Genomic DNA, 19,700 nt, shown 5'->3' on the forward strand with positions numbered 1-19,700 from the left:
CGGAAGGGTCGATAGTCCAGTCAGTGGTGCCGGCGAGCACAACCGTTGTCGCTCCGGCCCCGCCATCCGATGAGAAGGAGACGAACGATGAGGACAGCACTCAAGCGTGCGGGCATCTCGGTACTCGCCGCGGCCGGAGTCGCGGCGGGCAGCATGGCCGCTGTCGCACCGGCTCAGGCGGCGGGCCCGGGCGACCTGCAGATCACCGGCAACGTCGAATGCCACTTCGGCCAGTGGGGTCAGCCCTGGAATCAGGCCTGGTACATGTATCGCTGGATGACGGTGAAGAACGTCGGCGGTTCGACCATCCACAACGTCACCCTGCAGGAGATCAACGGCCGCTCCGTCTTCATCAAGGAACTGAAGCCGGGCCAGACGATGTCCAAGTGGGACAACAAGGCCAATCGCTGGGTGCGTCCCATCGAGACCCGGTGGACGGGATGCTTCCCGTCGTCCATCGCCGGCTACACCATCGGCGCCGAGGCGGAGAACCTCGCCAACAACTTCGGTTTCTGGCAGAACTTCCGCCGCCAGGACAATCCGCCGAAGCAGGAGCAGACCGCGGGCAACTGACCCCACCGCTGATCGAGTAGCAACCGAGCGCAGCGAGGCTCTCGTATCGAGATCCGTTGTGCGGGATCTCGATACGTCGACTCGCTCCGCTCGCCGACTACTCGATCAGCGACTGCTCGACCGCTTGCCGATTAATCGGTCAGCGACTGCTGCTCGGCCGTTTGCCGATTATTCGGTCAGCGACTGGTGTTCGGCCGTTTGCCGGTTTTTCGGTCAGCGACTGCTGCTTGGTCGCTGGTCGAGTAGCGGTCGAGCCGCCAGGCGAGACCGCATATCGAGACCACCGCCGCCGCAATGGATTTCGATACATCCTCGGCTGGCGCCTCGGCCAACTCAATCCGCGACGGTCACGTGGTTCGCCGGGGTCAGTTCTGGCGGGACACCTTGCCCGGCTCGGAGGCGGCAAGCATGTCCTCGCGCTCGACGACCTTCACGCGCTCGCGACCCTCGGCCGCACCGAGCGCGCGCTCGTGCTCGTCGAGGCGGTACCAGCCGTCCCAAGTGGTGAACGGGATGTTGCGGCTCTCCAGCAACTCGATCACGGCATCCTCGGACGGGCGGCCCGGTGAGAGCAGTTTGTCGGCGAGCATGTCCTCGACGATGCATTCGACGGTCTCGTTCGCATCGCCCTTGGTGTGGCCGATGAGGCCGACCGGCCCACGCTTGACCCAGCCGGTGGTGTAGATGCCGGTGAGCTGGGCGCCCTCGTCGAAGACCCGCCCCGCCTCGTTCGGGATCACGCCGGCCTGATGGTCGAACGGGATCTCCGGAAGATTGTCGGAGAGGTAACCGACGGCGCGGTAGACGGCGGTGACATCCCAGTCGGTCAGCTTGCCGGTCGGGTGGACGTTGCCGGTGCCGTCGAGCTCGGTGCGCTCGGTCCGCAGGCCGACGACCTTGCCGTCCTCGCCGAGGATCTCGACCGGGTTCTCGAAGAAGTGCAGGAACAGCTTGTGCATGGCGCCCTGCTTGGGCTCGCGGATGGCGTAGTTCTCGATGATCGTCGCGACCTGATCGGTGATCTTGCTGCCGCGACGGGCGACGGCTGAACCCTCGTCGTAGTCGATGTCCTCGGGATCGACGATGACCTCGATGTTCGGCGAGTGATCGAGTTCCTTGAGTTCGAGCGGGGTGAACTTGGCCTGAGCCGGTCCGCGACGCCCGAACACGTGCACCTCGATCGCCTTGTTGGCCTTGAGGCCCTCGTACACGTTGGCGGGGATCTCGGTGGGCAGCAGTTCGTCGCCGGTCTTGGCGAGCACGCGGGCGACGTCGAGTGCGACGTTGCCGACGCCGATCACGGCGACCTTCTCCTCCTCGAGGGGCCAGGTGCGCGGGAAGTCGGGGTGGCCGTCGTACCAGGCGACGAACTGGGCCGCGCCGTAGCTGCGTTCGAGGTCGATGCCCGGGACGTTGAGGCCGCGGTCGTCGGTGGCGCCGGTGGAGAAGATCACCGCGTCGTAGAGGTCGTGCAGATCCTCGCGGGTGATGTCGGTGCCGTAGTCGACGTTGCCGAGCAGGCGGACCTGAGGCTTGTCGAGGACCTTGTGCAGGGCGGTGATGATGCCCTTGATGCGGGGATGATCGGGGGCCACGCCGTACCGGATGAGTCCGAACGGAGCGGGCATCCGCTCGTAGAGATCGATGCTGACCCCGCGCTCCTTGGCGGTGTCATGCTTCATCAAGGCGTCGGCGGCGTAGATGCCGGCGGGCCCGGCTCCGACGATGGCTACCCGCAACGGGCGGCTGTTATCACTCATGGAAGTGGTGCTTTCCGTGCCTCTTGAGGGACTCCTCGCGGAGTCGTGGTGTCCGCCGACGGTTTGCGGCGCCTATCCCTTCTACGGTAGGCGCTCGACGCCCACCACCAAAATCCTCTGTGAGGGTTGCCTCACTTCGAGCTGCGTTCCGGAGGCTCCCAACGCGTCGATACACTTTCCGACATGGGAAAAAGTCCACGTGACGACTCCGGACGCGCCGACGGCGCCGATGCCGTCGACCCGACCGCCGACGAGCGGCCGAAGTCCTGGAAGGACGCGTGGCCGTTCTTCGTGGCACTCGGGGTCGTGGTCGTCGCCGCCGCGGGCATCGGCATCTCCTACCTGGTGCGCCCCGCCGACGACCGCATGAGCGACACCGCACGGGTGCAGCACGCGATCAACGACCAGTACACGGCACGCAACGACCTGGATTACGCCAAATACCGGGGAGTCACCTGCGCGGCGGATCTCGCGGCGCCGACCTTCCCGACCGAGGAGGCGTTCCTGGACGCCAACCGGGAGTCGAATGAGGCGAACGGTCATCTGGTGATCCCGGAGATCCGGGAGCTGCGCATCGACGGGGGCCGCGCGACCGCGGACGTAGAGTGGCACTTCGACAACAAGCCCGACCAGAAGCAGGTGACGCCCACGGTCGTGGTGTCCGAGGACGGCAACTGGAAGGTATGCAGCTCGTGAGCTATGCCGGGGACCTCACGCCGCAGGAGGCGTGGACGAAGCTCGAGAACGAACCGTCGACCGTCCTGGTCGACTGCCGGACGCAGGCCGAATGGTCGTTCGTCGGCGTGCCGGATCTCGAGGTGATCGGCAAACAGACGATTTTCATCGAATGGAACACCTTCCCGGGCGGGACGCACAATGACGCCTTCGTCGCGCAGCTCCGCGACGCGGGGGTCACCGACGATCAGGACGTGATCTTCATCTGCCGGTCCGGTCATCGGTCCATCGGCGCCGCGGAGGCGGCCACCGCCGACGGCGTCGCGCGGTGCTACAACGTGCTCGACGGATTCGAGGGCGGCCTCGACGAGAACGACCACCGTGGGTCGGCCGGCTGGCGGGCCCTGGATCTGCCGTGGAGGCAATCGTGAGCAAGCAACTCCCCGAAGGGGTTTCGGCGGACACCCTGGCGGTGCGCGCCGGTCTGGATCGCTCCGGTTTCTTCGAGACCTCCGAGGCGCTCTACCTCACCAGTGGGTACGTGTACGACTCCGCGGCCGCCGCGGAACGTGCCTTCACCGGCGAGGACGAGCGCTTCGTCTACTCCCGCTATGGCAACCCGACGGTCGCGGTGTTCCAGGAGCGTCTGCGCCAACTCGACGGTGCCGAGGCATGTTTCGGGACCGCCAGCGGCATGGCGGCGGTCTTCGTCGCGCTCGGCGCACTCCTGAAGGCGGGCGACCGTCTCGTGGCGGCACGCAGCTTGTTCGGCTCCTGCTTCGTGGTGTGCAACGAGATCCTGCCGCGCTGGGGAGTCGAGACCGTGTTCGTCGACGGCGAGGACCTCGATCAGTGGGAGGCCGCGCTGGCCGAGCCCACCGACGCGGTGTTCTTCGAGACCCCGTCCAACCCCATGCAGACCCTCGTGGATGTCGCCCGGGTGTCCGAGATGGCCCACGCCGCGGGCGCAAAGGTGGTGCTGGACAACGTCTTCGCCACCCCGCTGCTGCAGCGCGGTATGGATCTGGGCGCCGATGTCATCGTGTATTCGGGCACCAAGCACATCGACGGTCAGGGCCGCGTGATGGGCGGTGCGGTCCTGGGTTCCAAGGAGTACATCGACGGCCCGGTGCAGACCCTGATGCGGCACACCGGTCCCGCACTGAGCCCGTTCAACGCCTGGACGTTGGTCAAGGGATTGGAGACGATGCGGCTACGTGTCGATGCGTCGACCGCCTCGGCATTGCGCATCGCCGAGTTCCTGGAGGCCGATCCGCGCGTGAAGTGGGTGAAATATCCCTTCCTGCAATCACATCCGCAGTACGAGCTCGCCAAGTCGCAGATGTCCGGTGGTGGCACCGTGGTGACCTTCGAGCTCGCCGATCGCGGCAGCGTGACCGGCAAGGCGCGGGCCTTCGAGGTGCTCGACGGGCTGCAGATCGTCGACATCTCGAATAACCTCGGCGACTCGAAATCCCTCATCACCCATCCGGCGACGACCACCCACCGTGCCATGGGGCCGGACGGTCGGGCCGCGATCGGGTTGAGCGACAGCGTGGTTCGATTGTCGGTGGGTCTCGAGGGCATCGACGACCTGCTGGCCGATCTGGATCGTGCCCTGGGCTGAGCTGCGGAAAACGTCGCGCTCAGCCCCCTTCGAGGGCATAGTGCCCCCGGATCACGCTGAGGACGATGTTTTCCGCAGCCTCGGGACGTGATCAGCCGGGTAGCCCGGCGATGCCGAGTGCGTTGAGCACCGTGCGCAGCTTCGCCGTGGTCTCGTCGTACTCGGCCTGCGGATCGGACTGCGCGACGATTCCGCCGCCCGCCCAGGTGCGCAGGGTGCGCCGGTCGTCGGCGATATGCAGGCAGCGGATGGTGACCATCCACTCGCCGTCGCCCTCGGCATCGGCCCAGCCGACGGCCCCGCCGTACAGTCCGCGCGGGCCCTCGATGGCATCGATGAGCGAGGCGGCCCGCGCGCTGGGAGTGCCGCAGACCGCGGGCGTGGGCGAGAGCCGGAGGGCGAGGTCGAGTGCGGTCGTCCCGGGGTCGCGCAGGATGCCCCGGATCGGGGTCGCCAGATGCCAGATCTCGCCGGTGGCACGGACATCCGGGGTGGCCGGTGCACTCAGCTCGTCACACAGCGGGGTCAGCTGTTCCCGCAGGTAGTCGACGACGAAGGCGTGTTCGAGCCGATCCTTGGTGGACTCCGACAGCCGTCGCGCCGCTGCCGCATCGGCCGTCGGATCGGCATGGCGCGGTGCGGAACCGGCGTACGGCAGGCAGGTGACCTCGCGGCCGCGCTTGCGCAACAACGCTTCCGGGCTCGCACCGACGAGCCACCCGGTATCCGGACCGCCCGCTGCTCCGACGTCGACCGCGAAGGCGTTGTGCTCGGCGTTGCCGCCGGCCAGCGCGCCCAGCAGATCGTCGACGTCGACGACCGGGTCGACGGTGAACTCGACAGCCCGGGCGAGGACGATCTTGTCCACCTCGCCGGCCGCTATGTGTTGCAGAGCCTGCGTCACGCGGGCGCGGTGGGTGGCCTCGTCGGGCGAGAGCGACATCGAGGTGATGCTGTGCGCCGCAGCCGGTCTCGCCGGCAACGGATCGACACCCGCGGACAGCCGTTCGGGGGCGACGAGGGCCGAGGGGGTGCGGATGTCGAAGGCCAGCGCCCCGGTGATCGCCGGGACGTCGCGGGAGCGCAGCGTGGTGGCGGCGTCGGCGGCGTCGGTGAATCGTCCGGTCACTCCGTGCCCACGGACCGTGCCGTGCGGACGCGACAGTACGAACACATCGGGGTGGACGGTGTGTCCGGTGTCGGGCATGTCCTCACGCTACCGGCGGACGCCGGCGGGGGTTTAACCCACGGTGCGCGCAAATTGACAGTCCCGGAGCCGGTGACGCACTCTGGGTGCAGGTCATGAGTGCCAGTGACAAGCCCCGGCTCGCTGGTCGGCAACCCTCCTTCGCGGTGGGGTGCTCCGGGTGACGACCTGGCCGTGGTCAACCGATCGCGGCAAGCGCGAGTTCCAGGAGATATCTGTCATGACTGCTGTGCTGTCATCCCCGTTCCGGACCTGCACCACCGGCATCGCCGACACCGTTCATCCGCTGCCGCCCGTGGCGGGTTTCCGGCCGACGATCAGCCCGTTGGCACAGGTCGTCGGTGCCGAGGAATGCGTGCCCGTCGACGGCGGGCGTGAGGTCAGGTACGCCAATCTCGATTACGCGGCGAGCGCGCCGGCGCTGTGTGAGGTGACCGAGGCGGTTAGCGAGGCCCTTGCCCAGTACGCGAGCGTGCATCGCGGTGCGGGGCACCTCTCACAGGTCACCACACGCCGGTACGAGGCGGCGCGGGACACCGTGCGGAGCTTTGTGCGGGCGCGCGCCGATGACGCCGTGGTCTTCACCCGCGGCACCACCGACGCCATCAATCTGGCCGCCCACGCGACCGTCGGTGACGTCGTGGTCCTCGACATCGAACATCACGCCAATCTGCTGCCGTGGTGCGCTCCCGACGCCGAGGGCAATCGACGCGCGCGGATCGTCGCGGCGCGGGACACCATCGAGGACACCCTGATCGCCCTGGAGGAGGAGCTCGCGTCGGCGCCCGCCGCCCTGCTGGCGATCACCGCGGCGTCGAACGTCACCGGCGAAGTGCTCCCGATCCGGCGGCTGACGTCGATCGCCCATCGCCACGGTGCGCGCATCCTCGTTGACGCCGCGCAGCTCGTCGCGCACCGGCCGGTGTCGATGGTCAGCCACGGCATCGACTATCTGGTGTTCTCCGGGCACAAGCTGTACGCACCGTTCGGTGCCGGCGTGCTGATCGGGCGAGCCGACTGGCTCGATGCCGCCGAGCCCTACCTGGCAGGCGGGGGTGCGAGCGCGTCGGTGGATCTGGCCGACGATGCGTCGGTCACCTGGCATTCCGGCGCCGCACGGCATGAGGCCGGCTCACCGAACGTGTTGGGCGCCATCTCGATCGCCGCGGCCTGCGAGGCGATCACGGCCATCGGATTCGAACGGATCGGTCTGCACGAGGAAGAACTTCGCGCACGTGCCGACGCGGGTCTGTCCGGCATCGCCGGGCTCAGCCGACTGCGGATCTTCGCCGATTCCTCCGACCGGGTCGGGATCGCAGGCTTTGACGTCGACGGTCACACCCCCCGCGCCGTCGCCGAATACCTCAGCGCCCACGCGGGTATCGGCGTCCGGGACGGCAAGTTCTGTGCGCATCCGATTCTCGACCGGCTCGGTTACGCCGGGGGAGCGGTGCGTGCCAGCTTCGGCCTCGGCACCGGCTCCGACGACATCGATCGGCTCATCGACGCCCTGACCACACTGACCACCTCCGGACGACCGGACCGCCACCAGTAGGAGATCTGCCATCATGACCGTCACCCTGGCCCCCGACCTCGCGTCCGTCCAGCACGCCACCGTCAGCATCGGACGACCCGCTCTGCGTGTCGCGGTCGCGGGAGACAATGTGGCTCTTGACTTTTCGACCGTGGTGCGGCGAGATACGTTGCGCGAGGCCCGGCGTGCCCGTTCGCTGCTGCGCGCGGGCTCGCACGATCCGGCGAATTTCGTTGTCGCACTGGAGATCGAAGCGGCCATCGCACCGCACGCGGCCTCCGCGCGCGCCTCGGTCGACGCCGAGTCGAATGCCGGGCAGCGCGACGGGGCCGGCCTCGCCGAAGCGACGTCCGCGACGATCCGCTACGTCGGTACGCCGCGTGGTCTGGCCTCCCTGATCCGGGATGTCTACGCCGCCGAGGTGGCTGACGCCGTGATCGTGGTGCCCATCGACGGATCGGCGACCGCGGGTCGCGTGCGCGAAGAGGTGCTCCCCCTTCTCGGCTCGCTCGACCGGTAGGTTCGCGCGACGATCCGTCCTCCCGTTCCGGGATGTGGAGCCCGCCGCAGAGACGAGTTATGTGTTTTGTCTCACTGTAATCAGCCTGTTACCGTTTGTTTACCGAGCAAAACTATCGCTGACCTGCGTAGATGCCGAATTTCGGAACCTGTATGCGTTCATTGACATGTGTCATTTCGTACACATAGGCTGCTCTCAGCTTCAGAGGCAGTGAGCTACGGGCGGGGGGCCGGCGCGAGAAGATTCTCGGTGAGTTCTTTCATGCAGCTGCATCGAAGTCGGGTGCGAACCATGGAAGGACTGCGCTGCAATGGGAATCAAACGTGGATTCGTTGTGCTCGTCGCGGCGTGCGTGGCTGCGGTATCGGGGCCGACTGCCGTCGCCCTGGCCGATGACACTCCTCCGACATATCGCGGGAGCGTGCCGCTCGACGTGCCGAAGTCGTCCGAGGTGTTCAGCGGATTTGCGCTCGGCACCTTCCGGGACGGCCGGAATGCCACCCCGAAGGAGAACTTCGACGGCCTGACCGCCACCGACCCGTTCTACGCGGAACCGAAGCTGCCTGCCGGCGTCAAGCCCGGAACGCTGCTGAAGGCCAAGCGCTTCGACGTGCTGTTCACCGGTTTCAAGCCCGGGAACATCGACGCCTGGAAGATCATGTACGTCACGCAGGACGTGCGCGGCCGCAACATGATCTCCACCGGCGTGGTCATGCTGCCGCGCGACGGCCGTGACAACAGCACACGCAGACTTGTTGCGTACCAGGAAGCCAACGACTCGGTCGGGCCGAAGTGCCACCCGTCCTCCCAGTGGAGCGGCGGAGCATATGGCGACGCGTCGGCCTGGTCGGCGATCGGTCCGCTCGCCCTGATGTGGAATCGCGGTCTGGGCGTGGTGATCTCCGATGTCGGCAACGACGCGGATCCGCGTCCGCACGGGGTCTTCGCCGGACGTTTCGCCGCGAAGGCTCTGCTGGACGGGATTCGCTCCGCCTATCAGGTGCGCGAGGCCGAGCTGAATCCGCGGAATCCGGTGGGCATGTTCGGGGTCGCCGGCGGTGGTGTCGGTGCGGGATTCGCCGCCGAGATGCACGAGAAGTACGCGCCGGAACTCAACATCAAGGCGACGATGCTGGAGGCGCTCGCCGCCGACCAGAAGAACTTCATCAAATTCGCTGACGGACAGCTGGGTTCGGGGTTCGTCATGGCGACCCTGCTCGGCCTGGAGGCCCAGTATCCGGAGATGCGGATGAACGCTCACCTCAACCCGGCAGGCCGGGTGCTCGCCGACTACTTCCGGGCGAGCTGTCAGACCTATGCCTACTTCAGTACGCCGTTCCTGCCGATGCGGGCGATGTTCACCAGGGGGATACCGCCCGCGGATATGCCCGAGTTCCAGCATGTCTACCGCGCCAACACGATCGGCCTCGGAGACCGTCCGCGGTCGAAGGTCCTGGTCACCTCCTGCGCGTCGGACGACTCCTTCATGGTGGTGACCCCGGCGTCGGACTCGAAGAAGCTGGTGAGCCGGTGGGCGAAGATGGGCACTGATGCGCAGTATTACGGATTGCAATGTGGCATAGACACATTCGTCACCGATCTCTACAAGTGGGGTACCGAGCTCTTCGGTATGCACACGGTGGATTGGCTTGCGACCGAACTCGGTTCATGAGAGGGAAAAGAATGAAAGCACGTCCATCATCGTCGGTGACCCGGCTCGCCGGGTTGTTACTGGTGATCGCGAGTATGGTGGTCGGTTCCATCGCGTTCGCATCACCCGCGCGGGCGGCAGGCTATGAGCGTTATCTGGATCTGCCGCTGACCAACCGGTTCGCCGACAAGCACGGCGGCGGTGTGAACCGTGCCCTGCCAACCGATTTCGCGACGCTGAACCGGCTCATCAACGAGGCTCGGTCGAGTGGTGTTGCGCCGCAGCGCTATGCGGCCCTGCTCTTCCAGTACCGCCTGGCTCAGGCCACCACCGGTGCTGGCATCAATCTGGGGTCCTGGAATCCGGACAACGGTTTCAAGGCCAACCGCTCCAACATGATCAAGAGCTACCGGTACTACGAGGACCTGCAGATCAACCACCGCGAGTTGCAGTGGGCCGGTATGGCGGGCCTGGTCGGCGCGGACTTCGGTGGCGGCATCGCCGACGTGGTGATGATGGGTGACATCTACTCGATTCACGGACTGCAGCCGCTCGCGGCCCAGATCATCGACAAGGCCGTCGCGGCGGCCGGTCCCGGGATCATCAACGAATTCCCGGCCGGTTTCCGGAATCTCGCGTACAGCGCCGACAAGATCACGCCGGCCGATCTGGATTGGTTCTCCAAGCAGATCCTGGTGATGCAGAAGGCGATCTTCTCCGACCTCATGCCGATGCACGTCGCATACGTGAAGGACGGCATGAAGGGTGTGCAGGAGTTCCGCACCGCGGGCATCATCGACGACGCCGTGATGGCGGCCTGGCGCGACGTCGCCTCGGGCGACAAGTCGCGCATCGCCTCGGGCAACGCGACCCTGCTGCGCCGCGAACAGTACAACGTCGTCGGGTGGCAGTTCGACAACGTGCGCAACTACCGCAAGTCGGCAGGTGTCGGTTCGTCGCTCACCTACGCGATGACCCTCGCCGGATCGCCGTCCATCGCAGGCGTTCCCGCGCTCCGCGACTTCAAGTCCTTCACCTACAAGGGCCGTCTGCCCGACGGTCGGAAGGTGTCGGTGCAGACCCCCATCGCCGACTGGGACTGGTCGGTCTTCGACATGCGCTGGCAGTACGTCACCACCGAACTGCTGCCGCGCTACAAGAACATGGTCGACAACCGCTGGGGTGAACTGGTCGCGACCATGAAGGTGCCCTACGAGCAGCAGTTCGAGAGCCACCGCCCGATCTACAACCTGGACAAGATCCTCACCGACGCGCTCGCGAGCACCAAGGTCACGGTCTCCTAGACCACACCGAAAGGAATTCGAATGATCACCATGGGAAATCTGTCCTTCGACCCCGAGGTCGCGAAGATCGTGGGGCCGGCGTTCCTCAACGGCGTCGCCTACATGTTCTCGTGGGGTGCCGCCGCCAACATCGGCGCGGTACTGCAGGGACTGGCGGGCGTCGCAGGACTCCGCTGACCGCTGATACGTCACGATCCCCGATGGTCGCCCGGTTTCCGGGCGGACCGTCGGGGTTCGTCGTTTCGGGCCCGGGTGCACGGCGGGATGTTCCTTGTTGCACGGGGACTTCCCGCACTCCATACTTGCGGGACCAACTCGTTGAGTACGGCAACTAGTTGCATTCAGCACGTGTGGAGAGGTGCGCATGGTCGCCGCGAAGTCGGTGGATGGTCTGTTCGAGGTTCTGTCGCGCTACGTGCGACTCCGGGATCGCGTCGTGCACGCCATGGTGCGGTCGGTCGACGGTGAATACGAGACGGCCGCACTGCGGGGACTCTTTCATCTGGATCGTAAGGCGATGCGCTCGCGTGACCTCGCGGAGGCGTTGTACGCCGACCCGTCGACCGTGAGTCGCCATGTGGCACAACTGGTCGAACTCGGTCTCGTCCGGCGGGAGGCGGATCCCGACGACGGCCGGGCGACACTGCTAGTCATCACCGACGCGGGCCGGGAGCGCGTGGAGTCGATGCGGGAGTCGCGTCGGCTGGCCATGCAGGACGCCCTGGCGGGCTGGACCGACGACGAGATGGATTCGCTGACAACGCTGCTCGATCGCTTCGTCGGCGCGGCAGAGGATGTCCTGAGCCCGACGGGCAAGGACGGCGGGAGGACGGACACATGACGGAGCAGTCGGACGCCCAGCAGTCGGGTGCCCAGCGGTCGGATGCACAGGAGACCGCGGGTGCGGGCCTGACCCATCGTCAGATCCTGACGATCCTCGGCGGTCTGATGATCGGCATGTTCCTGGCCGCGCTCGACCAGACCATCGTGTCGACGGCGATCCGCACCATCGCCGACGACCTCAAGGGTTACGACATGCAGGCGTGGGTCACCACCGCCTATCTGGTCACCTCGACCATCGTCACCCCGCTCTACGGCAAGGTATCCGACCTCTACGGGCGCAAACCCTTTTTCCTGCTTGCCATCTCGATCTTCGTCGTCGGTTCGCTGCTGTGCAGCATCGCGACATCGATGTATGAGCTCGCGGCGTTCCGTGCCGTGCAGGGCCTCGGTGCCGGCGGACTGTTCACGTTGGCGCTGACCACGATCGGCGACATCGTCCCACCCCGCGAACGTGCGAAGTACCAGGGCTACTTCCTCGCCGTGTTCGGCACGTCCAGCGTGCTCGGCCCGGTACTCGGCGGGCTCTTCGCAGGTCAGTCGTCGATCCTGTGGATCTCCGGCTGGCGCTGGGTCTTCCTGGTGAACGTGCCGATCGGCATCGTGGCCCTGATCGTGGTGTACCGGGTGCTGAACTACGACCAGAACAAGGGCGCCGGCGGTGGCGTCGACTATTGGGGTGCAACGGCTCTCGCGGTCGCGGTGGCGCCGCTGCTGATCGTCGCCGAGCAGGGCCGCAGCTGGGGCTGGGGTTCCGGACTCTCGATGCTCTGCTACACGATCGGCATCGTCGGCATCGGAATCTTCGTCTGGATCGAGCACCGGATGGGCGACAACGCCCTGATCCCGTTGCGGGTCTTCAAGAATCGGGTGTTCGCCCAGGGCATCGTGATCTCCGTGGTCATCGGTGCGGTGATGTTCGGCGCCATTTCGATGCTGCCGCAGTACTACCAGGTGTTGCGCGGCTCGAGCCCGATGGTGGCCGGCCTACAGATGCTGCCGATGGTGCTCGGGCTGATGACCGGGTCGGTGGTGTCCGGCCAGATGATCTCGCGCACCGGACGCTACAAGGTATTCACCATCATCGGTTCGGTGCTGATCACGGTCGGCACGTTCCTGCTGCACCTGGTGTCCACGTCGACGCCGGTGTGGTTGGTCATGCTGTTCTCGCTGGTGCTGGGCTTCGGCCTCGGCAACCTGATGCAGCCGATCACCCTGGCGATGCAGAACATCCTGCCGCCCAAGGACATGGGGCTGTCCACCGGCACCGCGACGTTCTTCCGCCAGATCGGTGGCACGCTCGGTGTGGCCGTCTTCTTCTCGATGCTGTTCTCGCTCATGGGCCCCAACATCAAGAACGAGATGATGGAGGCGGCGAAGTCTCCGGAGTATCGGGCGGCGGTCATGCGGGCGGCAGGTGACGACGATCCGCAGGTGAGCGGATTCGCGAAGGGTCTCCTCGAGGCCGCACGGAATCCGGAGCAGGCCGGCTCGTCGTCGGAGTCCGTCATGTCGGACACCTCGGTGATCCAGAAGTTGCCGCGTGAGCTGGCGTCCCCGATCGAGGAGGGCTTCGCCGACTCGATGGACCGGGTCTTCCTGACGGTGTCGATCATCTCGCTGCTGGCCATCGTCGGCACCGTCACCTGGCGCGAGCTGCCCCTGCGTACCGGACGGCCGATCGGCAGTCCCGAAACCGGTGCTGGACCGGACCCGAAGGACGATACGCCCGAACTGGCCAAGGACTGACCCGGCTGCACAACGGACAACGTCCTCCTGAGCGGCCTCCGGGGGCGTAGTGCCCTCGGACCGGTCTCAGGAGGACGTTGTCGGCAGCAGTACTTCAGATCAGCCGCGAGAGGGCTCGTTGGCCTCTTCGGGATGCTCGGCGAGACGCGCGATGGCCTCCTGGGCGACCTTCTCGGCCTCGGCCTTGCCGACCCAGCCGCCGGGCTGGACCTCCTTGCCCGGCTCGAGGTCCTTGTAGTGCTCGAAGAAGTGGGAGATCGGTCCGAGTTCGAACTCGGACACGTCGCCGATGTCCTGGATGTGATCCCAGCGGACGTCGCCCGCCGGGACGCACAGCAGCTTGTCGTCGCCGCCGGCCTCGTCGGTCATGGTGTACATGCCGATCACGCGGGACCGGACGATGACGCCCGGCACCACGGACTCCGGGAGCAGCACGAGGGCGTCCAGCGGATCGCCGTCCTCGCCGAGGGTGCCGTCGATGTAGCCGTAGTCCGCCGGGTAGCCGAACGCGGTGTAGAGGTACCGGTCCAGGTAGATCTTCCCGGTCTCGTGATCGACCTCGTACTTGTTGCGGCTGCCCTTGGGGATCTCGATGGTCACATCGAATTCCACGGTTCCTCCTGGCTGGTGTGTCGCGGTGGATGTCGTTGGGTGCTGGCCGACGACGTCACATCGCCTGCGCAGATCGCCTCAACGATACTGTGAGTTCAAGCCATGGGGCAGACGACCCCGGCGTCCGGAGGAGCAGTGGGAGCACGTCGCGAATCATCCCGGCACGGGGAAGGGCGGACACGGCGTGGTCGCCCACGGCGGCGCATGCTCCTGTGGACGGTGATCTCCGTGGTGGTTCTGGCGTTGATCGGCGGTGGCGCACTGGGCGCTGCGCTGTATCTGGACCGCGAGGACGAGTTGCCGCCGGGTATCCCGCCCCGCCCCGCGGCCATCACGATGACGCCGCAGTTCACGCCGGTCGCGGCGAATGCTCCGGAACCGACCCCGGAGGGTGTGCGCCGCGCGATCGCGAAGGCGGTACGGAATCCGGCACTGGGACGCTTCACCGGCCAGGTCAGCGATGTGCTCACCGGGACGACCCTGTGGTCGTCGTCGCCGGATCAGCCGCGGACCCCGGCCTCCAACACCAAGATCCTGACCGCGGTGGCGGCGCTTCTGGACATGCCGCAGGACAAGCGGTTGACCACGTCGGTGGTCGTCGGCAGCGACGGCCGGCTGATCGTGAAGGGTGCGGGTGATCCGACGTTGTCGGCGCAGCCGACCGGCGCCCAGACCTTCTACACCGATGCGCCGCGTATCGCGGACCTCGCCGCCCAGGTGCGCAAGTCCGGCGTGCCGGTCACGTCGGTGGCGGTGGATCTCAGCGCGTATGACGGACCCGCGATGGACAAGACCTGGGACAAGCGGGACATCGAGGGCGGCGACATCACCCCGATCGAGTCGCTGATCGCCGACGGCGGACGCATCGATCCCCTCGACGAGTTCTCGCCGCGGGTGGACGATCCGGGGCTCGCGGCGGGCCGCGCACTGGCGAAGGCACTCGGCGTCGATGCGCCGGTCACCGAGGAGACCGCTCCCGCGGATGCGCGTGTGGTGGCCTCGGTGCAGTCGGCGCCGCTGGCGACCCGGGTCAACGACATGATGCGGTTCAGCGACAACGTGCTGGCCGAAACGCTCGCCATCGAACTCTCGACCGCCAAGGGCGGGCCCGCGACGATCGCCGGCGGCGTGACGGCGCGCAAGGAATCGCTGGCGGCGCACGGCTTCGACATGAACGGCGTGACACTGCGCGACGGTTCGGGGCTCTCGTACGGAAATCTGGTTCCCGCCGCGGTGCTGGACAAGCTGATGTCGTCGGTGGCCGGTCCGTCGCAACCCGCGCTGCGTGGTCTGCTCGACGGTCTTCCGGTCGCCGCGGGCACCGGAACGCTGGCCGATCGTTTCGACCCGGAGACCAATCCGGGCGCCGGCTGGGTGCGGGCGAAGACGGGAACCCTGACCGGTGTGAGTTCGTTGACCGGCATAGTGCAGACCGTGGACGGACGAATCCTGTCGTTCGCCTTGATCTCCGGCGGGACCTCTCCCGCGGATGCCCGACCGGCCATGGACGCCGTGGCCGGAGCGTTGAGGAAGTGTGGGTGCCGATGATGGCTGTGACGCCGATGGACGGCGCGTCGTACGCCGATGCGAGTGTGAGCCCGGATCCCGGTGACGGCATCGGGGACCGCATCGATTGGTCGTTCGCCGCCGCGACGGGCCGCAAACTGTCCAGGCCCGGTCCGAAGACCACGCAGTACACCCTCGATGCGACCTACGCGGAACTGGCCGACGCCGCCACACGTGCGGAAGCCCCGGTCCGCGAGGTCACCGGACTGGCCGACGGACTCCGAGTGCCGACGACCCGCATCCTGGACCGCAAGGAGTGGGTGGATGCGGCGGCGCAGTCCATGCAGTCCATGCTCGGCGCCGGGAGCGAAGCGAGCGGGCCGGATCGGCTCGGCGCCGGGAGCGAAGCGGACTCTGGCTCGGGTCTGCTGGGTGGCGTGTCGTCGAAGGTGGCCGGGTTGCAGGCCGGTGGCCTGCTGGCCTTTCTCTCGGGTGCGATTCTCGGACAATACGATCCGTTTACCCCGGACCCCGACACCGGTGAGCCCGGCGTGCTGATGGTGGTGGCGCCCAACATCATTGCGGTGGAACGCGCACTTCGCGTGGTGCCCAGCGACTTCCGGCTCTGGGTGTGCCTGCACGAGGTGACCCACCGTGTGCAGTTCTCCGCGAATCCGTGGTTGCGCCAGTACATGGTCGACAACATCGCCACCCTCACCTCCGACGCGGGGGAGTCGAGTGCCGAAGTGCTGGAACGGATCACGTCCGCGATCCGGAGTGGCAAGCCGCGGGAAAAGGGTGTCATCGGTGCGATGCAGTTGCTGCAGACACCCGAGCAGTTCGACGCCTTCAACCGGATGATGATGCTCGGCACCCTGCTCGAGGGACACGCCGATCACGTGATGGATGCGGTGGGACCGGCGCAGGTACCCACCGTCGCCACCATCCGCGAGGCCTTCGACAAACGACGGACCGCGCCGCGAAATCCGGTGCAGCGCATCATTCGTGCGCTCATCGGGATGGACGCGAAGATGGCGCAGTACATCCGCGGCAAGGCTTTCGTCGATGCCGTGGTGGGCGAGGTCGGCATGCAGGCGTTCAACACCATCTGGACGTCGGCCGAGACCATGCCGCGTCCGGACGAAATCGACGAGCCGCGCGCGTGGATTCGACGGGTGCTGTAACCCGCGCGGTCACCTCGTTCGCCGGCCGGTACCTCCCGGACGACGCGCGGGTGTGTGTCGGTCTGTCGGGCGGCCCGGATTCGCTGGCGCTCACCGCTGCCGCCGTGCGCGCCGGACTCGACGTGCACGCGCTGATCATCGACCATCAGCTCCAGGACGGCTCCGATCATGTTGCGGCACAGGCCGCGACGGCCGCGGAAGGTCTCGGTGCGCGGGCCGCGGTGATCAGGGTGGAGGTGTCCGGGCCCGGTGGGCTGGAGGCCGCTGCGCGGGATGCGCGGTATGGGGCGCTCGATCGGGCGCGTGAGGGACGGCCGGTGCTGCTCGGACATACCGCCGACGATCAGGCCGAGACCGTGCTCCTCGGCCTCGCGCGCGGTTCGGGTGCCCGTTCGATCGCCGGCATGCGGCCCTGGCGTGCACCCTGGGGCCGACCGTTCCTCGATGTGCGTCGCACGGTCACCGTGGCGGCCTGCGCGGAACTCGGGCTCGCCCCGTACGACGACCCGCACAACGCCGACGCGCGCTTCACCCGGGTCCGGCTGCGCACCGAGGTGATGCCGCTACTCGACGAGGTACTGCACGGTGGCGTCGTCGAGGCCCTGACGCGGACGGCACGGGGCGTGCGGGCCGACAACGACGCGCTCGATGCCCTCGCGCTGCAACTTCGGGAGCGTGCCGAGAAGCCGCCCGGCCCGTCCGTGACGGCGCTGAGTGAGGCGCCGGTGGCCCTACGCACGCGGGCCTTGCGGGCCTGGCTGCGCGACGTCGGCGCCACCGAACCGACGGCACGGCTGATCAACGCCGTCGACGGTCTGGTCACCGGAGAGGTGACCGGGCGCGTCGCCATCGGCGGCGACCCGGAGCATCGCGCGACGGTGGAGGTGCGCGACGGACATCTGATCGTCGGTGCGGAACCCCGCTGAACGAGAAGCGCCCGGGGCACTGACTGCCACCGGGCGCTTCCCTCCCCTCAAGAGCCGTGATCAGCGTCGCGGCTTGTCCTTTTTCGGCGCCTTGAACGGCGAGTTGATGGTGTTGAAGTACTGCATTCCGGAATTGATCAGGGTGCCACCACCGCCGATGATCAGTCCGCCGATGGAACCGACGCTCGCACCGGCGAGCATCGCGGGGATGCAGCCGACCCCGAAGAACGGCAGACCGAGGACGCAGCCGACGGTGCCACCGACCACGGCGCCCACGGTCGTGGCGACGATGGAGCTGACCGTCATACCGGCGCTCATCTGCTGGTTGAACCGGGCGAGTGCCTGATCGTCGCGCTCACGCTTGGTGCGCGGTTCGGCCCACTGGCTCATCTGCTTGTCGGCTACCTTGCGCACGCCGGCGACCTCGGCAGGCGCGACCGTGGTGGACTGACGCTTGTCGGTGACCGGGGTCAGCACTGCCCGGTGATCACTGCTGCGTGCCTTGATCGGGAACTGACGGTCCTCGAGCCGGTAGTTCAGGGGCATCCCGAACACCGTGGCACCGGCCTTGTTGCGGATGGACAACCGGTTGTCGTCCAGTGTGATCGTGCCATTCGTCACCGCGATCCGGACGTCGCCACCTGCGCGGGACACCTCGTATCCGACAGGAGGTGTGGCTGCCTTGGGGGCGGCGTGGGCGAATGCCGGGACGGAGGCCATGGCCAGCAGTGTGAGGAGGACTGCTGTGACAAGGCGTTTCGGCGTGCGGCGGCTCATCGATGTCGGATGCAAGGAGTGACCTTCCGTGATGTCTCGGTCCGCACACGGGCGGATGGGGCTCTCATCCCTTGGTCCCGAACACGACAGCTCTGTGTGACAAGTGATGCGGTTTCACGTCCCCGACGCAGCCAACGTAAGCAGAATGCAGGGGCAACGCAAATCATTCGGCGTGTGAATGAACGACGAAATTTGTTCTCGGGCTTGGCAAATCGGCAGGCTGCACACAAATACCGTACGCATTGAACTCAGAATTCAAGAGCGTGAAGGTTGGGTGAACGTATCGAGAGTGGTCGGAAGCTGCTGTACCGCAGCAGTATTCACGGGTTGTGGTGCGCATGTGACTCGTGTGTTCGCCGGAAATCAGTGGTATGCCGGTGATTTCAGTGGCACGTGACAGGGCAGGCCCGTGCTGCGGTGTGGTTTTGTGTGGGAAAAACAGGTGAAAATGTTGTTCATTCGGATAGCCGACGAACAGAGGTTGCACTTCGACGCGGGCGGCGCGTCAAAGCGCAACCTTTGGTGCGATTCAGGCTCCCGGGCGGTTCCGGGGCAATCGGCGCACAAGGGGCGGTAATTCCCGTGACGCCGCAGTCATGCCAAGCTAGATGGGTGCAGCCCAGTGAGCCTTCGGACAACGTGATCGCGCCCCACGGCACCGACCCCTACGGCGACGACATCGAAGCCGTGCTGATCTCCGAGGAGCAGATCCGGCAGCGGACTCGCGAACTCGCCGATTCGGTCGCCGCGCGGTACGCGGGCATCGCCGACGACCTGGTGCTCATCGGCGTTCTCAAGGGCGCCATCATGTTCATGACGGACTTCGCCCGCGCCCTGACGATCCCCACCCAGATGGAGTTCATGGCGGTGTCGAGTTACGGCTCGGCCACCTCGTCGTCCGGTGTGGTGCGCATCCTGAAGGACCTCGATCGTGACATCGCCGGCCGCGACGTCCTGATCGTCGAGGACATCATCGATTCCGGCCTCACGCTGTCCTGGCTGATGCGCAATCTCGCGACGCGTTCGCCGCGATCGCTCGAGGTGTGCACACTGCTGCGGAAACCGGAGGCGGTGCGGTCGCCCGTGGAGGTCGCCGACGTCGGTTTCGACATCCCGAACGAGTTCGTCGTCGGATACGGCCTCGACTACGCCGAGCGCTACCGTGACCTGCCCTACATCGGCCGACTGCGTCCGTCGGTGTACGAGCACTGAACCTGCGCATCACACGCTGTCGTGTGCCTCCGCTGATCGAGTA

The 19,700-nt window shown here is 66.7% G+C and carries 19 protein-coding genes and 1 riboswitch; of the genes, 15 read left to right on the forward strand and 4 right to left on the reverse strand.

Going from position 1 to position 19,700, the window contains the following annotated elements; translation table 11 throughout:
- The first annotated feature begins 87 nt into the window (after nucleotides 1-87).
- On the forward strand, nucleotides 88-573 hold the full coding sequence (locus tag AC4JJG_RS10465; RefSeq protein WP_495401111.1) for a hypothetical protein: 486 nt from the start codon (nucleotides 88-90) through the stop codon (nucleotides 571-573).
- Between the two features lie 365 nt (nucleotides 574-938).
- Here the strand turns inward: AC4JJG_RS10465 and AC4JJG_RS10470 are convergent, their stop codons facing one another.
- Entirely contained in the window at nucleotides 939-2,333 is a 1,395-nt protein-coding gene (locus AC4JJG_RS10470; protein ID WP_495401112.1) for an FAD-dependent oxidoreductase, read from the reverse strand.
- A 183-nt stretch (nucleotides 2,334-2,516) separates the two neighbouring features.
- Between AC4JJG_RS10470 and AC4JJG_RS10475 the strand changes: the two genes are divergently transcribed.
- The 3 genes from AC4JJG_RS10475 to AC4JJG_RS10485 are packed head-to-tail and all read left to right on the forward strand — an operon-like array spanning nucleotide 2,517 to nucleotide 4,635.
- Nucleotides 2,517-3,029 carry an Rv0361 family membrane protein gene (locus AC4JJG_RS10475; RefSeq protein WP_495401113.1) on the forward strand — a complete coding sequence of 171 codons (513 nt, stop codon included), beginning with the start codon at nucleotides 2,517-2,519 and terminating at the stop codon, nucleotides 3,027-3,029.
- A complete protein-coding gene (locus tag AC4JJG_RS10480; protein WP_495401114.1) occupies nucleotides 3,026-3,439 on the forward strand; it encodes a rhodanese-like domain-containing protein in 414 nt (137 codons plus the stop codon). The genes AC4JJG_RS10475 and AC4JJG_RS10480 overlap by 4 nt, the downstream gene beginning before the upstream one ends.
- Nucleotides 3,436-4,635, forward strand: a complete 1,200-nt coding sequence (locus tag AC4JJG_RS10485) for an O-succinylhomoserine sulfhydrylase (RefSeq protein ID WP_495401115.1) — start codon at nucleotides 3,436-3,438, stop codon at nucleotides 4,633-4,635. The genes AC4JJG_RS10480 and AC4JJG_RS10485 overlap by 4 nt, the downstream gene beginning before the upstream one ends.
- 91 nt (nucleotides 4,636-4,726) lie before the next feature.
- Here AC4JJG_RS10485 and AC4JJG_RS10490 read toward each other — a convergent pair whose 3' ends face one another.
- A complete protein-coding gene (locus AC4JJG_RS10490) occupies nucleotides 4,727-5,842 on the reverse strand; it encodes an isochorismate synthase (RefSeq protein ID WP_495401116.1) in 1,116 nt (371 codons plus the stop codon).
- Between the two features lie 91 nt (nucleotides 5,843-5,933).
- Nucleotides 5,934-6,046, forward strand: a riboswitch (SAM riboswitch).
- Between the two features lie 16 nt (nucleotides 6,047-6,062).
- Between AC4JJG_RS10490 and AC4JJG_RS10495 the strand changes: the two genes are divergently transcribed.
- The 7 genes from AC4JJG_RS10495 to AC4JJG_RS10525 all read left to right on the forward strand — a co-directional run bounded on the left by AC4JJG_RS10495 (nucleotide 6,063) and on the right by AC4JJG_RS10525 (nucleotide 13,440).
- On the forward strand, nucleotides 6,063-7,397 hold the full coding sequence (locus AC4JJG_RS10495) for an aminotransferase class V-fold PLP-dependent enzyme (RefSeq protein WP_495401117.1): 1,335 nt from the start codon (nucleotides 6,063-6,065) through the stop codon (nucleotides 7,395-7,397).
- A gap of 13 nt (nucleotides 7,398-7,410) precedes the next feature.
- Nucleotides 7,411-7,896, forward strand: a complete 486-nt coding sequence (locus tag AC4JJG_RS10500) for a hypothetical protein (protein ID WP_495401118.1) — start codon at nucleotides 7,411-7,413, stop codon at nucleotides 7,894-7,896.
- 310 nt (nucleotides 7,897-8,206) lie between these two features.
- Entirely contained in the window at nucleotides 8,207-9,568 is a 1,362-nt protein-coding gene (locus AC4JJG_RS10505; RefSeq protein WP_495401119.1) for a lipase family protein, read from the forward strand.
- A gap of 11 nt (nucleotides 9,569-9,579) precedes the next feature.
- Entirely contained in the window at nucleotides 9,580-10,851 is a 1,272-nt protein-coding gene (locus AC4JJG_RS10510; protein ID WP_495401120.1) for a hypothetical protein, read from the forward strand.
- A gap of 21 nt (nucleotides 10,852-10,872) precedes the next feature.
- Nucleotides 10,873-11,028 (forward strand): hypothetical protein, encoded by a 156-nt coding sequence (locus AC4JJG_RS10515; protein WP_495401121.1) that lies wholly within the window; start codon nucleotides 10,873-10,875, stop codon nucleotides 11,026-11,028.
- A gap of 187 nt (nucleotides 11,029-11,215) precedes the next feature.
- The gene (locus AC4JJG_RS10520; RefSeq protein ID WP_495401122.1) at nucleotides 11,216-11,692 is read left to right on the forward strand and encodes a MarR family winged helix-turn-helix transcriptional regulator; all 477 of its coding nucleotides are present in this window, start codon (nucleotides 11,216-11,218) and stop codon (nucleotides 11,690-11,692) included.
- A complete protein-coding gene (locus AC4JJG_RS10525; protein ID WP_495401123.1) occupies nucleotides 11,689-13,440 on the forward strand; it encodes an MDR family MFS transporter in 1,752 nt (583 codons plus the stop codon). The genes AC4JJG_RS10520 and AC4JJG_RS10525 overlap by 4 nt, the downstream gene beginning before the upstream one ends.
- Nucleotides 13,441-13,539: 99 nt before the next feature.
- On the opposite strand, the gene AC4JJG_RS10530 is transcribed toward AC4JJG_RS10525, so the two are convergent.
- Nucleotides 13,540-14,052, reverse strand: coding sequence for an inorganic diphosphatase (locus AC4JJG_RS10530; protein WP_495401124.1), 513 nt, complete (start codon nucleotides 14,050-14,052; stop codon nucleotides 13,540-13,542).
- A gap of 204 nt (nucleotides 14,053-14,256) precedes the next feature.
- Here AC4JJG_RS10530 and dacB point away from each other — a divergent pair, with 204 nt between their 5' ends.
- Genes dacB through tilS form a run of 3 tightly spaced genes read left to right on the forward strand, consistent with a single transcriptional unit; the run spans nucleotide 14,257 to nucleotide 17,668 of the window.
- On the forward strand, nucleotides 14,257-15,600 hold the full coding sequence (dacB, locus tag AC4JJG_RS10535; RefSeq protein ID WP_495401125.1) for a D-alanyl-D-alanine carboxypeptidase/D-alanyl-D-alanine endopeptidase: 1,344 nt from the start codon (nucleotides 14,257-14,259) through the stop codon (nucleotides 15,598-15,600).
- Nucleotides 15,600-16,742: a zinc-dependent metalloprotease gene (locus tag AC4JJG_RS10540; protein ID WP_495401381.1), complete on the forward strand. Its 1,143-nt coding sequence runs from the start codon at nucleotides 15,600-15,602 to the stop codon at nucleotides 16,740-16,742. The genes dacB and AC4JJG_RS10540 overlap by 1 nt, the downstream gene beginning before the upstream one ends.
- The gene (gene tilS / locus AC4JJG_RS10545; RefSeq protein ID WP_495401126.1) at nucleotides 16,721-17,668 is read left to right on the forward strand and encodes a tRNA lysidine(34) synthetase TilS; all 948 of its coding nucleotides are present in this window, start codon (nucleotides 16,721-16,723) and stop codon (nucleotides 17,666-17,668) included. Before AC4JJG_RS10540 ends, tilS begins: the two co-directional genes overlap by 22 nt.
- A gap of 60 nt (nucleotides 17,669-17,728) precedes the next feature.
- Here the strand turns inward: tilS and AC4JJG_RS10550 are convergent, their stop codons facing one another.
- A complete protein-coding gene (locus tag AC4JJG_RS10550; RefSeq protein WP_495401127.1) occupies nucleotides 17,729-18,388 on the reverse strand; it encodes a DUF8020 domain-containing protein in 660 nt (219 codons plus the stop codon).
- A 669-nt stretch (nucleotides 18,389-19,057) separates the two neighbouring features.
- Between AC4JJG_RS10550 and hpt the strand changes: the two genes are divergently transcribed.
- Nucleotides 19,058-19,657, forward strand: a complete 600-nt coding sequence (gene hpt, locus AC4JJG_RS10555; RefSeq protein ID WP_495401128.1) for a hypoxanthine phosphoribosyltransferase — start codon at nucleotides 19,058-19,060, stop codon at nucleotides 19,655-19,657.
- Nucleotides 19,658-19,700 lie beyond the last annotated feature (43 nt).

Source organism: Gordonia sp. B8661-1 (assembly GCF_059427765.1).

Excerpts from the sequence above, each read along its gene's own strand:
- AC4JJG_RS10465 (WP_495401111.1), top strand. The coding sequence starts at position 88 with ATGAGGACAGCACTCAAGCGTGCGGGCATCTCGGTACTCGCCGCGGCC.
- AC4JJG_RS10470 (WP_495401112.1), bottom strand. The coding sequence starts at position 2,333 with ATGAGTGATAACAGCCGCCCGTTGCGGGTAGCCATCGTCGGAGCCGGG.
- AC4JJG_RS10475 (WP_495401113.1), top strand. The coding sequence starts at position 2,517 with ATGGGAAAAAGTCCACGTGACGACTCCGGACGCGCCGACGGCGCCGAT.
- AC4JJG_RS10490 (WP_495401116.1), bottom strand. The coding sequence starts at position 5,842 with ATGCCCGACACCGGACACACCGTCCACCCCGATGTGTTCGTACTGTCG.
- AC4JJG_RS10495 (WP_495401117.1), top strand. The coding sequence starts at position 6,063 with ATGACTGCTGTGCTGTCATCCCCGTTCCGGACCTGCACCACCGGCATC.
- AC4JJG_RS10500 (WP_495401118.1), top strand. The coding sequence starts at position 7,411 with ATGACCGTCACCCTGGCCCCCGACCTCGCGTCCGTCCAGCACGCCACC.
- AC4JJG_RS10505 (WP_495401119.1), top strand. The coding sequence starts at position 8,207 with ATGGGAATCAAACGTGGATTCGTTGTGCTCGTCGCGGCGTGCGTGGCT.
- AC4JJG_RS10510 (WP_495401120.1), top strand. The coding sequence starts at position 9,580 with ATGAAAGCACGTCCATCATCGTCGGTGACCCGGCTCGCCGGGTTGTTA.
- AC4JJG_RS10515 (WP_495401121.1), top strand. The coding sequence starts at position 10,873 with ATGATCACCATGGGAAATCTGTCCTTCGACCCCGAGGTCGCGAAGATC.
- AC4JJG_RS10520 (WP_495401122.1), top strand. The coding sequence starts at position 11,216 with ATGGTCGCCGCGAAGTCGGTGGATGGTCTGTTCGAGGTTCTGTCGCGC.
- AC4JJG_RS10525 (WP_495401123.1), top strand. The coding sequence starts at position 11,689 with ATGACGGAGCAGTCGGACGCCCAGCAGTCGGGTGCCCAGCGGTCGGAT.
- dacB (WP_495401125.1), top strand. The coding sequence starts at position 14,257 with ATGCTCCTGTGGACGGTGATCTCCGTGGTGGTTCTGGCGTTGATCGGC.
- AC4JJG_RS10540 (WP_495401381.1), top strand. The coding sequence starts at position 15,600 with ATGGCTGTGACGCCGATGGACGGCGCGTCGTACGCCGATGCGAGTGTG.
- AC4JJG_RS10550 (WP_495401127.1), bottom strand. The coding sequence starts at position 18,388 with ATGGCCTCCGTCCCGGCATTCGCCCACGCCGCCCCCAAGGCAGCCACA.